General features: G+C 31.6%; 13 protein-coding genes. 12 read left to right on the top strand and 1 reads right to left on the bottom strand.

What is annotated here, in order from left to right:
- Positions 1-67: 67 nt before the first annotated feature.
- The 12 genes from OU788_RS01290 to OU788_RS01345 all read left to right on the top strand — a co-directional run bounded on the left by OU788_RS01290 (position 68) and on the right by OU788_RS01345 (position 10,648).
- Positions 68-1,258 carry an N-acetylmuramoyl-L-alanine amidase family protein gene (locus OU788_RS01290; RefSeq protein ID WP_274633517.1) on the top strand — a complete coding sequence of 397 codons (1,191 nt, stop codon included), beginning with the start codon at positions 68-70 and terminating at the stop codon, positions 1,256-1,258.
- A gap of 65 nt (positions 1,259-1,323) precedes the next feature.
- The gene (locus OU788_RS01295) at positions 1,324-2,289 is read left to right on the top strand and encodes an MlaD family protein (protein WP_274633486.1); all 966 of its coding nucleotides are present in this window, start codon (positions 1,324-1,326) and stop codon (positions 2,287-2,289) included.
- A gap of 44 nt (positions 2,290-2,333) precedes the next feature.
- Positions 2,334-3,653 (top strand): 4Fe-4S dicluster domain-containing protein, encoded by a 1,320-nt coding sequence (locus OU788_RS01300; RefSeq protein ID WP_274633487.1) that lies wholly within the window; start codon positions 2,334-2,336, stop codon positions 3,651-3,653.
- A gap of 66 nt (positions 3,654-3,719) precedes the next feature.
- The gene (locus OU788_RS01305; protein WP_274633488.1) at positions 3,720-4,499 is read left to right on the top strand and encodes a (Fe-S)-binding protein; all 780 of its coding nucleotides are present in this window, start codon (positions 3,720-3,722) and stop codon (positions 4,497-4,499) included.
- 74 nt (positions 4,500-4,573) lie between these two features.
- The gene (menA, locus tag OU788_RS01310; RefSeq protein WP_274633489.1) at positions 4,574-5,524 is read left to right on the top strand and encodes a 1,4-dihydroxy-2-naphthoate octaprenyltransferase; all 951 of its coding nucleotides are present in this window, start codon (positions 4,574-4,576) and stop codon (positions 5,522-5,524) included.
- A 15-nt stretch (positions 5,525-5,539) separates the two neighbouring features.
- Positions 5,540-6,364: a DUF4349 domain-containing protein gene (locus tag OU788_RS01315; RefSeq protein ID WP_274633490.1), complete on the top strand. Its 825-nt coding sequence runs from the start codon at positions 5,540-5,542 to the stop codon at positions 6,362-6,364.
- Between the two features lie 53 nt (positions 6,365-6,417).
- Complete coding sequence (locus OU788_RS01320; protein WP_274633491.1) at positions 6,418-7,095, top strand: metal-dependent hydrolase; 678 nt, start codon at positions 6,418-6,420, stop codon at positions 7,093-7,095.
- A 22-nt stretch (positions 7,096-7,117) separates the two neighbouring features.
- Positions 7,118-7,636 (top strand): SRPBCC family protein, encoded by a 519-nt coding sequence (locus OU788_RS01325; protein WP_274633492.1) that lies wholly within the window; start codon positions 7,118-7,120, stop codon positions 7,634-7,636.
- A 12-nt stretch (positions 7,637-7,648) separates the two neighbouring features.
- Positions 7,649-8,686 (top strand): o-succinylbenzoate synthase, encoded by a 1,038-nt coding sequence (locus tag OU788_RS01330; protein ID WP_274633493.1) that lies wholly within the window; start codon positions 7,649-7,651, stop codon positions 8,684-8,686.
- A gap of 2 nt (positions 8,687-8,688) precedes the next feature.
- Entirely contained in the window at positions 8,689-9,048 is a 360-nt protein-coding gene (locus OU788_RS01335; protein WP_274633494.1) for a hypothetical protein, read from the top strand.
- On the top strand, positions 9,035-9,577 hold the full coding sequence (locus tag OU788_RS01340; RefSeq protein WP_274633495.1) for a CPBP family intramembrane glutamic endopeptidase: 543 nt from the start codon (positions 9,035-9,037) through the stop codon (positions 9,575-9,577). Before OU788_RS01335 ends, OU788_RS01340 begins: the two co-directional genes overlap by 14 nt.
- 18 nt (positions 9,578-9,595) lie before the next feature.
- Positions 9,596-10,648 carry an AMP-binding protein gene (locus OU788_RS01345; RefSeq protein ID WP_274633496.1) on the top strand — a complete coding sequence of 351 codons (1,053 nt, stop codon included), beginning with the start codon at positions 9,596-9,598 and terminating at the stop codon, positions 10,646-10,648.
- 8 nt (positions 10,649-10,656) lie between these two features.
- Here OU788_RS01345 and OU788_RS01350 read toward each other — a convergent pair whose 3' ends face one another.
- Positions 10,657-12,273, bottom strand: coding sequence for an ArnT family glycosyltransferase (locus OU788_RS01350; RefSeq protein WP_274633497.1), 1,617 nt, complete (start codon positions 12,271-12,273; stop codon positions 10,657-10,659).
- Between the last annotated feature and the right edge of the window lie 9 nt (positions 12,274-12,282).

Genomic DNA, 12,282 nt, shown 5'->3' on the forward strand with positions numbered 1-12,282 from the left:
ATTTAAAAACTTTGGCGTGCTATTTGAACGCTATATTTTAAAAACCAAAAATAGTTAAATTTTATTGATGCAATTCTTAAAATTCCGTAAATATAATATCTCGAAAATAAGCTTAATTATTCTAACCTCTCTAATTGTTTTGTGTGGAGAGATTTCTTCAGCCTTAGCTCAAAAAAAATATACAGTTGTGTTAGATGCAGGTCATGGAGGAAAAGATCCAGGTAACTTAGGAAATGGATTTAGAGAAAAACACATAGCTTTAAGAGTAGCTCTAGATGTAGGAAAAGAATTGTCAACTTCAAAAGATATTAATGTTGTTTACACTAGAAAAAATGATGTTTTTATAGAGTTACATAACCGAGCAAAAATTGCAAATGATAATAAAGCAGATTTATTTGTGTCAATTCACTGTGATGCTTTTAGAAAATCAGAACCTCATGGAGCAAGTACTTTCGTTTTAGGATTGAGTGGGAATAAAGAAAATTTAGAGATTGCAAAAAAGGAAAACTCTGTAATCTTGTTAGAGGACAACTACCAACAGAACTATGATTACGACCCTAATTCTCCTGAATCGGTAATTGGATTGTCAGTGCTTCAAGAAGAAAATTTAGAAAACAGTTTAGGAATAGCAGGGTTGGTGCAAAATAATTTTGTTGCTCTTAAAAGAAACAATAGAAAGGTAAAGCAAGCTAACTTTTTAGTTTTGAGAGAAACTGTAATGCCTAGTGTTTTAATAGAATTAGGTTTTTTAACTAATAAAGCAGAAGGAAGTTTTCTTAATTCAAGAAAAGGGCAATTACAAATGGCAAAGTCAATAGCTCAGGCCATTGAAAAGTACTTTGAAAGGTTAAAACTGAATACAATTAGTGAAACTATTACCGTAAACGCTCCGTTAATTGAAAAAGAAGAACCAAAAACTGTGGTTAAGGAAGAAGTAGCTCAGACAAAAGTAAAAAAAGAAGAGTCAATAAAAAAAGTAACTACAACACCAAAGAAAACATCTTCAGAAGTTGAATTTAAAATTCAAATAGCAGCATCTAGAAAAAAGTTGCCTACCAGTACGTTTAAAGGAGTAGAAGATGTAGAGTCTTTGTTTATAGATGGTTACTATAAATATTATTACGGAAATTCCTCTAGTCTTTCAGGTATAAAAAAGTTGTTGCCAGAAGTAAAAAGTAAGGGGTATAAAGATGCTTGGGTAGTCGCTTTTAAAAATGGAAAGCGAATTTCAATTAAAGAGGCACTGAAAAACCAATAATTTAGAGGTATTCTATATTTATACTCCCAAAATTATTATTATTTTCGCTCGTATAAATATATTCTATGTCTAAAGAACTAAAAACAGGAATTGTTGCTGTCGTTGTTATTGCGCTATTTATTTGGGGTTATAACTTCTTAAAAGGACAAGATTTGTTCAGTGCTAATGCAAGGCACTTTTTTGTAGAGTACAATAACATAAACGGTCTTAACGAAGCTAGCTCTGTTACCATTAACGGCTTGAAAGTAGGGAAAGTAGATGAAATTAGATTCAACGAAAATCCAGATAAAAAAGGAAACTTAATTGTTAAAATTTCATTAGATACCGACTTTAATTTCTCTAAAAATAGTATTGCTAAAATTTATTCAGCAAGCTTAATGGGAGGCCAGAATTTGGCAATTGTTCCTAAATATGATGGAGAAATAGCCAAGTCAGGAGATTATTTAAAAGGAGAAGTTGAGTCAGATATATTTTCTTCAGTAGGAGAAAAATTAAATCCTATTCAGGCGAAATTAGAAAATGTTTTAGTGGGAGCAGATTCTTTGTTAATAGGAATAAATCAAGTTTTAGACGAAAAATCTCGTAAAAGTTTAAATAGAAGTATTCAAGGTTTGGAAGGAACTATTTATGATGTTCGTAAAACATTAGCTTCTGTAAATACATTATTAGCAGATAATAAAGGAAACTTAAACGCTACTTTAGCAAACACCAAGAAAATAACAGATAATTTTTCAAAAGTTTCAGACGATTTAGCAAAGGCTAATTTAGGTGAGTCAGTAAAAAAGTTAGAAACAACTTTGACGAACGTAAATACGTTATTAGCTGATATGAAATCTGGAAAAGGAACATTAGGAAAGCTAATGACCGATGAAAAAATGTACACAAACTTAACCAATGCTTCAAAAGAAATGGAAGAATTGTTGCGAGAGATGAAGTTGAATCCTAAGAGATTTGTGCATTTTTCATTGTTTGGGAAAAAAGCAAAACCATATAACGAAGAGAATAACGAGAAAAATGTAAGTAATCAATAAGCTTACATTTATAAAATCTAACAAAACTTAATAATTAAAGAACGATGGAGAAATACATACCAAACATCTTTTTTGCACTTATTTTAATTGCAGGTATCGGGTATTTTGTAATGAATGTTCGTAAGTTGATACGCAACATTAAATTAGGAAAAGATATTGATAGAAGTGATAGAAAGCCAGAACGTTGGAAAAACATGGCGAAAATTGCTTTAGGACAATATAAAATGGTGCGTCGACCAGTTTCTGGTATTTTACACATCGTTGTATATATTGGATTTATTTTAATCAATATCGAAATGTTAGAAATCGTTATTGATGGATTATTTGGTACACACCGTGTTTTTCAACCAATTCTAGGACCTGCTTTATATGGTTTCTTAATTGGTAGTTTTGAAGTATTAGCATTATTAGTTTTAGTAGCAGTTACAATCTTTTGGTTCCGTAGAAATATTGAAAAAGTAAAACGTTTCTGGAATAAAGAAATGGAAGGTTGGCCGAAAAATGACGGTAATATCATTTTATATTTTGAAATGGTATTAATGACCTTATTTTTAGTAATGAATGCAACAGACGTTGCTTTTCAAGAAGCAGGAGCAGGTAATGTAGTTTCTCAATTTGTAGCGCCTTGGTTTAATAGTTTTTCACCTGAAGCATTACATACTATTGAAAAATCTGCTTGGTGGTTGCATATTGTTGGTATTTTAATTTTCTTAAACTACTTATACTACTCTAAGCACTTACATATTTTATTAGCTTTCCCAAATACGTTTTTTGCAAACTTAAAACCAAAGGGACAGTTCGATAATTTAGAAGCCGTAACCAAGGAAGTAAAAATGATGATGGATCCAGATGCTGATCCGTATGCAATGCCAGAAGAAGACGCAGAGGAAGGAGAGCCTGAAAAATTCGGAGCATCAGATGTTACTGATTTAAACTGGGTGCAGTTAATGAATGCTTACACTTGTACAGAATGTGGACGTTGTACTTCTTCATGTCCTGCAAACTTAACAGGAAAAGAGTTATCACCACGTGCTATTATGATGAAAACACGTGATCGTTTAGAAGAAGTAGGGAAGAATATCGATGCAAACGGAGGTACGTTTGTTGATGACGGAAAGCAATTATTAAACGATTATATTACTCCAGAAGAACTATGGGCATGTACAAGTTGCAATGCTTGTGTACAAGAATGTCCTGTAAATATTGATCCATTATCAATCATTATGGATATGCGTCGTTATTTGGTAATGGAAGAATCAGCAGCTCCACAAGAGTTGAATATGATGATGACCAATATTGAAAATAACGGAGCGCCTTGGCAGTATAGTCAAATGGACAGATTAAACTGGAAAGACGAAGAATAGTTATTAATTATTCAATTCTCAAAAACTAAACAAAAAAACAGTTCAACAATTAAACGATAAACAATTATGAACGTACCAACAATGGCAGATATGATGGCTCAAGGAAAACAACCAGAAGTGTTGTTTTGGGTAGGAGCTGCAGGAAGTTATGATGATAGAGCAAAAAAAATAACAAGAGCATTTGTAAAAATATTACAACAAGCCAATGTAGATTTTGCTGTATTAGGTACCGAAGAAAGTTCAACAGGTGATGCTGCGAAGCGTGCAGGAAACGAGTTTTTATTCCAAATGCAAGCTGTTACTAATATTGAAGTTTTAAATGCTTACGAAATTAAAACAATTGTTACTTGCGATCCACATTCATTTAATACCTTAAAAAATGAATACCCTGGATTAGGAGGTAAGTATAAAGTATATCACCACACGCAATATATTAGTAAGTTAATTCAAGAAGGACGTTTAACTATTGAAGATAAAAACTTAAACGGAAAACGTTTAACATATCACGATCCATGCTATTTAGGACGTGCAAATGATGTATATGAAAGTCCACGTGAGTTAATTCGTCGTTTAGGAGTGAAAATGACGGAAATGAAACGTCATAAGTCAACAGCACTATGTTGTGGAGCAGGTGGAGCACAAATGTTTAAAGAGCCTGAGAAAGGAGATAAAGATATTAATGTGTTAAGAACAGAAGATGCTTTAGAAACGAATCCACAGATTATTGCTACAGGTTGTCCTTATTGTAATACGATGATGACTGATGGCGTGAAATTCAAAGAAAAAGAATCACAAATAGAAGTAAAAGATATTGCTGAATTAATTGCAGAAGCAAATAATTTATAATATTAAAAAATATAAATTGTGTTATTCCCGCGAAAGCGGTTTCCCCGCGAAAGCGGGAATCTTATTTTTTAAGAATGATTAAAAACTACATAAAAGCAGCACGTTTACGTACATTGCCTCTTTCTGTTTCAGGAATTATTGTTGGGGCATATTTAGGTTCAGTTGATAATTTTTTACTTATTGTAGAGAAATTTTTTGATACAACTATTTGTGTAGTAAGGACTCCTTTATATCGATCATCAATTTTTTGGCTAGCTATTTTAACTACCATAGGATTTCAAGTACTATCTAATTTTGCAAACGATTATGGAGATGGAGTAAAAGGTACGGACAATCAAAGAGAAGGAGAAGCACGTATGGTAGCTTCAGGAGCAATTACTCCAAAGCAAATGAAAAATGCAATGATTGTTACAGGGGTTATTACGACTGTTATTGCATTACTACTAATTTATGTTTCCTTTGGAAAAGACAACTTTTTATATTCAGTAATTTTCTTCGGATTAGGAATTGCATCTATCATAGCTGCTATAAAATATACAGTAGGTAAATCTGCCTATGGTTACAGTGGATTCGGAGATGTTTTTGTGTTCCTTTTCTTCGGATTGTTAGCAGTAGTAGGAACTTACTTTTTATACACTAAAGAATTAAACTTTATCATTTTTTTACCCGCAATAACTGTCGGATTATTAAGTACAGCAGTGTTGAATTTAAATAACATGCGAGATAGAGAAAATGATACAAAATCAGGAAAAAATACGTTGGTAGTGAAAATGGGAGCTGAATCGGCAAAAATGTATCACTACTTTTTAATTATAGCGTCTTTTTTAGTTGCATTATTGTACACGGTAATTAAGTTTCAATCACCATATCAATTCTTATTTGTAATAGCTTACCTTCCTTTGGCAAAACATCTGTTTTTTGTGTACAAAAATAAAGAAGAAGCGTTATTAGATGGGGAGCTAAAAAAAGTGGCACTGAGCACCTTTTTATTTTCAATTTTATTTGGATTGGGGCAAATTTTGTAACTTCCCTGAAAAAATATGATGAAAAAAATTTTAAATCTTTTTGTAGTTGTTATTTTATTAACGGCTTGTAATGACGGAGGCAAAAACCTTGAGTCTTATGGTAATAATAAGGCTTTAGGGAATATGGTAATTGATAAAGATATAGAAGAATCAGTAGAGTTAAAAGGAAATAATGAAGCTCCAGTAGTTGAAAGAAAACTGATCAAAACAGGAGATGTATCTTTTGAAATAAGTGATTTATCTGCAACAAGAAACCACATAGAACAAGTATTAAAAAAATACAACGGTTATATTTCTACCGATAATGAATACAAATCTTCACAAAGTATTACAACCAATTTAACTGTTAGAATTCCTTCTAAAAATTTTGATGTTTTTTTAAATGAAATTTCTTCAAAAGTAACACGTTTTGATAACAAAAACATATCTGTAAAAGATGTAACAGAGCAGTTTTTAGATGTTGAAGCTCGTTTAAAAGTAAAAAAAGAGTTAGAGCAGCGTTATAGTGAGATATTAAAAAAAGCATCTTCAGTAAAAGAAATTATAGAGGTAGAAAGGGAATTAAACAATGTAAGGTTAGAAATAGAATCGATGGAAGGTCGCCTGAAATATTTACAAAATCAAGTATCCTATTCAACCTTAACAATAAGATTTTATAAAAAAGAAGTAAGTAAAACTTATTCTAAAAGTTTTGGAAGACGTATAGCTGATGCTTTTGGTAATGGAATAGATAACATAAAGTGGTTCTTTATTGGTTTGGTAAATATTTGGCCATTTATATTGTTAATCACCTTACTAGTTATATTTATTAAAAAACGAATTAAACGAAAGAAAGAATAGAGCCTTTGTAATTAAAGGTGACACCTTACCTTATTAAAACTAAAAACAAAAAGATGAAAATCACTTTTTACGGTCATGCGTGTTTTGGAGTAGAAATCGACGGAACCCACGTGTTAATTGATCCTTTTATAACAGGAAACCCTTTAGCATCACACATTAATGTAGATGAAGTAAAAGCAGACTATATATTACTTACACATGCACACCAAGATCATGTGTTAGATGTTGAGCGTATTGCGGAAAGAACAGGAGCGACTATAGTTTCGAATTATGAAATCGTAATGTATTACGGAGCAAAGAATTTAAAAGGGCATCCTGTAAATCATGGCGGTACTTATACAAACGATACATTTTCTGCTAAATATGTAAATGCTATTCATACTTCGTCTTTTGCAGATGGAAGCTATGGCGGTCAACCAGGTGGATTTGTAATTACAGCAGGAGAAAAGTCGCTATATGTTTCAGGTGATACTGCTGTTACAATGGATATGCAGTTAATACCGATGGCAACAAACCTTACAGCGTCAATTTTTCCAATAGGAGATAATTTCACTATGGGAGTAGATGATGCTATTATAGCAAGTGATTTGGTAATTTGTAATAAAGTAATAGGTTGTCACTTTAACACTTTTCCTCCAATAACAATTGATGTTGATGATGCGAAAGAAAAGTTTACGCAAGCTAAAAAAGAATTAGTGATTTTAGAAATTGGAGAAACAATAACTATTTAAGAGGTTATTTTAGGTTAGAAGTATGAAAAAAATCAAAATAATTTTAGGAATTATAACTGCTTTAATTCTTGCGTTTTTTTTAACAGGACTGGTTGTTCAAGAGGTAGTATACACGAATGAGATAACGGTTAACAAGCCTGTAAAAGAAGTTTTTGCCGACTTTCAAAATGTAGAATTGATGAAACAATGGATGCCAGAAGTAAAATCGATTGATGTATTAGAAGAAAAGCCAAATAAAGTAGGAAGTACATATAAAGTTGTAGTTGAAAACCAAGGAAAATTGGTGACTATGACTGAAGAAGTATTAGCTTTTGAAGAAAATGAAAGACTTACCTTTCATTTCGATGCTGAAAATATGTTAAAAACAGATGATTATGCGTTTACTTCTGAAGGAAATACAACTAAAATTGTACAAACAACTACCTGTACAAGTGAGTCGTACGTAATGAGTTGTTTGTTCCCGTATTTTAAAGGAGCATTGAAAAAAATGAGTCAACAATATTTAGACGAATTTAAAAAAGTATCTGAAGCTCATAACTAAAAAAACAAGCAGTTGATTAAAGCTACCTATCATAAATATTTATTGAATTTTAAGCAAGCTAGTGGAACTTCTCGTGGAATTTTAAGAACCAAAGAAACTTGGTTTTTAGTTTTAGAAAGAGAAGGAAAACAAGGCTTTGGTGAATGTGGTTTATTTCGCGGATTAAGTGTTGATGACAGACCTGATTATGAAGAGAAATTACAGTGGGTCTGTAACAATATTAATCTTGGTTTAGATGTTTTATTGGCAGAATTGGTACATTTCCCATCGATTCAATATGGATTAGAACAAGCCTTTTTATCATTAGAAAGTGAAAATCCGTTTGAATTATTTCCATCAGATTTTTCTAAAGGAAAAGAGCAAATTTCAATAAACGGATTAATTTGGATGGGTGATAAATCCTTTATGCAACAACAAATAAAGGATAAGTTACAGCAAGGTTTTACAACAATAAAAATGAAGATTGGAGCTATTGATTTCGATACAGAAATAGCATTGTTGAATTCTATCAGAAAAGAGTTTTCAGTCAAAGAAATAGAGTTAAGAGTAGATGCAAATGGAGCATTTTTACCTGAAAATGCTTTAGAAAAACTACAAAGATTAGCCGAGTTGGAGTTACATTCAATAGAACAACCTATCAAACAAGGTCAGTGGCAAGAAATGGCGAAATTGTGTGAGGAAACTCCGCTACCAATTGCGTTAGATGAAGAACTAATAGGCGTGTTTTCTTCCGAAGGAAAAGAAAATTGTATTAGTATAATTCAACCACAATACATCATTTTAAAGCCAAGTTTGGTTGGAGGTTTTCAAGGAAGCAACGAGTGGATTCAAATAGCAGCCAATCATAATACAGGAAACTGGATTACTTCGGCATTAGAAAGTAATATAGGCTTAAACGCAATAGCACAATGGACCTACTCATTGAACAATCCGTTACCGCAAGGATTAGGAACTGGAAGTTTGTTTACAAATAACATTGAGAGTCCGCTAGAAGTTACAAATGGAAGCTTAGGTTATAACACGAATAAACATTGGGATTTTAAAATTTAAAAATGGACTTTATACAACAAGCATATAAAGGTGAAAATAGTTGGTGGAGGTGGTTACTTACAATTGTAATAGTAATGTCTCCCTTTTTATTAAACTTCGCAATCTATTTTTTATTACCAGAAGTATATAAAGGCTTGATGGAAGATACAGCCAATTTTCAAGGAAACAAAAACATTTTCCTAATTGAAAATTTAATGCCATTTGCAGTGCTTTTAGTTTTGCTAATAGTATTTGTGAAGTTCGTGCATTTACGACCATTTACTTCTGTAGTAACAAGTAGGAGTAAAGTGGATTGGAGCCGCCTTATTTTTTCTTTTTATAGGCTATTTGTTAGCACCAGAAGAATTTGTGTGGAATTTTAAACCAGTTCCGTTTTTTCTATTATTAACGATTTGTATCATTTTAATTCCGATTCAAACATCGTTAGAGGAGTTGTTGTTTAGAGGTTATTTAATGCAAGGAATAGGAATTTTAACTAAGACTAGATGGGTTCCACTAATCGTAACTTCAACGTTGTTTGGTTTAATGCATATTTTAAACCCTGAAGTATCTAAGTTAGGTTACGGAATTATGGGCTTTTATATTGGTACAGGTTTTTTATTCGGAATTATCACGTTGTTAGATGAAGGAGTAGAATTAGCTTTAGGAATTCACGCAGCAAATAATATTGCAGCGGCTGTTTTAGTAGCTTCAAATTGGGCAGTTTTTCAAACTGACGCCTTATTTATTGATCATTCTGAACCGAATTTAATATATCAAATGATTATTCCTGTGTTTTTCATTTATCCGTTATATATAATGTTTTTACAAAAAAAATATGGCTGGAAAAACTGGAAAGAAAAATTGTTTGGTAAGATTGAAAAACCAGTAATCACTAAGGAAATTTTATAGTACACTATTCTGAATATTGTGAAAAAAAACAGCTTTCATAAAAATTTTCAGTTAAATGAAAAGTCTTTTTCTTCAGAAGAAGAACTCTTGAGTTTTTCTAAAACAATTAATAATTCTGTCTTTTCATTTTTATCAGATTGGTTTAATGCTGAAGATTTTGTAGTAGTGCAAACTTCAGGATCTACAGGAAAACCGAAACCAATTCCGTTGAAAAAAGAGTTTATGAAAAACTCAGCAGAGGCAACGGGAACTTTTTTTGAATTGAAAGAAAACACTACTGCTTTGTTATGTCTTTCTACCGATTATATTGCAGGAAAAATGATGCTAGTCCGAGCTTTAACGTTAGGGTGGAAGCTTGATGTTGTAGAAGCAATTTCTAATCCATTGGAAGGAATAAATACAATGTATGAATTTTCTGCAATGGTGCCAATGCAGTTACAAAACTCGTTAAAAGATTTACATAAGGTTAAAAAACTAATTGTAGGTGGTGGAGTCGTTTCTAACGATTTAATTGTAGAAATTCAAAATCTATCTACTCAAGTTTTTGCTACCTATGGAATGACTGAAACTATTACACATATTGCTGTGAAAAAACTGAATAATGTCATTTCGAACGATAGTAATAAATCTAACTATAAAACACTACCTGACGTACATCTTTCACAAGACAATCGAAATTGCTTGATCATTGAAGCTCCTAAAGTATCAGAGGAAAGAATCGTTACAAATGATGTAGTGGATTTAATTTCTGAAACAGAATTTGAATGGTTAGGACGCTATGATAACGTTATTAATTCTGGTGGAGTTAAGCTACATCCAGAAAAAATTGAAGAAAAACTCTCTAAAATTATCTCGAATCGTTTTTTTGTTATTGGTGTTCCAGATAAGGTGTTAGGAGAAAAATTAGTGCTTGTCATAGAAGGGAAAGAATACAATGTTATCTTGAACGAAGCAAAGAATTTTACCAAATATGAAACTCCAAAAGATATTTACTTCGTAGATCAATTTGTAGAAACAGAGACAAAAAAAATCCAACGTAAGAAAACGATGGATTTAGTAAGGTTGTTATAATTTATAGGTTAGTATAAAACAGTCCATTTACCCATTACTTTTTTGTTAGGATAGTTCTTTGCTAGCCAATCTAATCTTTCTGGAAGTTGCTTTTTATAAAGTATTAAAACAGTAGGTTTTTCTAAGATTCCATGTAAACTTTCTAACTCAGTAGTATCTTTAAGATTGATTAAGTGATTTTTCCAGTTTGTATCTGTTTCAAACTGAGTTTCTCTGTTTAAAGATTCATGCCCATCGTATAAGGAGATAATTGATTTATTCAATCCAAAAGCAATGGATGATTTTCTAATGTTGTAGACTAAAATATCTCTTGAATTAATATTTTCACTAATAATGAAATCTGTCACAGGCTTCGAAGCATTGATTTTTAATTCGTTCTTAGCTAAGATTGTTGAAGCACTGATCAATAAAAATAACGTAACAACAAATGAGGTAAGTACTGGTTTGAATTTAACTTCTTCTTTAGATTTATAAAGGAAGAATACTATAATTACAACAACACAACTAGCAACAGCTAAATAATACGGAAAATTCATTCCAGTATTAATAAATGGAGCTACAATAAAAGTTAATAGAATTAAACTAGAAAAACCAAGAATAAAAATATTAATGGTTTTGATTTTTTCTGTGTTAATTCGTGAAAACAAATCAGCTATTAAGATAGCAAGTAAACCATATAATGGTAAAATGTATAAAATTCGTTTTGAAGAAGAAATTGAAAAGAAAATCAAAGGAATTACAAACGCCATTAACATAGCGAAGTGAATTGTTTTTGTTTTCAATAATTCTTTTTGATCTTTCAGTAAATAAATAAATGCTAAAAACCATGGTAAACCAACTAGCGGAGCAAAAGCTAAGAAGTACCAAAATGGTTCTGTTCTTCCGAAGGCATTTTTTGAGAACCTATCTGCGGTCTGTTTTCCTAAGAAATAATCTAAAAAGGCAGGATTGCTATAGCCTAGGTATGCAAACCAAGATGCTGCAATAACTAAAAATAACGTCCACGCCGTAATATGATGGATAGAAAAATTTCTTTTTGGCTTTTCTGTACGGTTATAAAATAAAATGAAAATTACAGGAACAATAAATATTACAGGTCCTTTTGTTAAAAAACCTAACGCTAAACTTAGAGTAAAAGCATAGAGCCATTTTATAATTCCAGATTGGCGATATTTTACCCAACTATAAATACTTAGTAAAACAAAGGTAGCTAAAAAAGCATCGGTAGTTAAGTTTCGCGATGACATTAAGACCAACGGAAAGCTGAAATAGATAATAGCAGACCAAAGTGCCGTTTTTTTATTGTTGAATAATGAAATACTTAAGCGGTAGACCAATACAAGTTGAAGTAAAACAGCTAATTGTAAAAAGAAACGAGCTCCAAAAGCATTAATACCAAATATTTTGTAGCCTAAAGCTGTAATTTGATAGGTAAATGGAGGTTTGTGATAGTGATGAACATCTAACAAGTTAGGGTGCATATAATCACCAGAAACATGCATGGCTCTACCTATTTCGGCATATCTAGCGTCGCTACTTTCAATAACTCCGTACGAGCCTACATTAATAAGTAAGCTAATAGCAGCTATTACTAAAAATATATTAAAGGTTAGTTTGTTTTTCATTCTGAAAAA

The sequence above is a fragment of the Tenacibaculum sp. L6 genome (assembly GCF_028823685.1).
Classification (GTDB): domain Bacteria; phylum Bacteroidota; class Bacteroidia; order Flavobacteriales; family Flavobacteriaceae; genus Polaribacter.

Excerpts from the sequence above, each read along its gene's own strand:
- OU788_RS01290 (WP_274633517.1), top strand. The coding sequence starts at position 68 with ATGCAATTCTTAAAATTCCGTAAATATAATATCTCGAAAATAAGCTTA.
- OU788_RS01295 (WP_274633486.1), top strand. The coding sequence starts at position 1,324 with ATGTCTAAAGAACTAAAAACAGGAATTGTTGCTGTCGTTGTTATTGCG.
- OU788_RS01300 (WP_274633487.1), top strand. The coding sequence starts at position 2,334 with ATGGAGAAATACATACCAAACATCTTTTTTGCACTTATTTTAATTGCA.
- OU788_RS01305 (WP_274633488.1), top strand. The coding sequence starts at position 3,720 with ATGAACGTACCAACAATGGCAGATATGATGGCTCAAGGAAAACAACCA.
- menA (WP_274633489.1), top strand. The coding sequence starts at position 4,574 with ATGATTAAAAACTACATAAAAGCAGCACGTTTACGTACATTGCCTCTT.
- OU788_RS01315 (WP_274633490.1), top strand. The coding sequence starts at position 5,540 with ATGATGAAAAAAATTTTAAATCTTTTTGTAGTTGTTATTTTATTAACG.
- OU788_RS01320 (WP_274633491.1), top strand. The coding sequence starts at position 6,418 with ATGAAAATCACTTTTTACGGTCATGCGTGTTTTGGAGTAGAAATCGAC.
- OU788_RS01325 (WP_274633492.1), top strand. The coding sequence starts at position 7,118 with ATGAAAAAAATCAAAATAATTTTAGGAATTATAACTGCTTTAATTCTT.
- OU788_RS01335 (WP_274633494.1), top strand. The coding sequence starts at position 8,689 with ATGGACTTTATACAACAAGCATATAAAGGTGAAAATAGTTGGTGGAGG.
- OU788_RS01350 (WP_274633497.1), bottom strand. The coding sequence starts at position 12,273 with ATGAAAAACAAACTAACCTTTAATATATTTTTAGTAATAGCTGCTATT.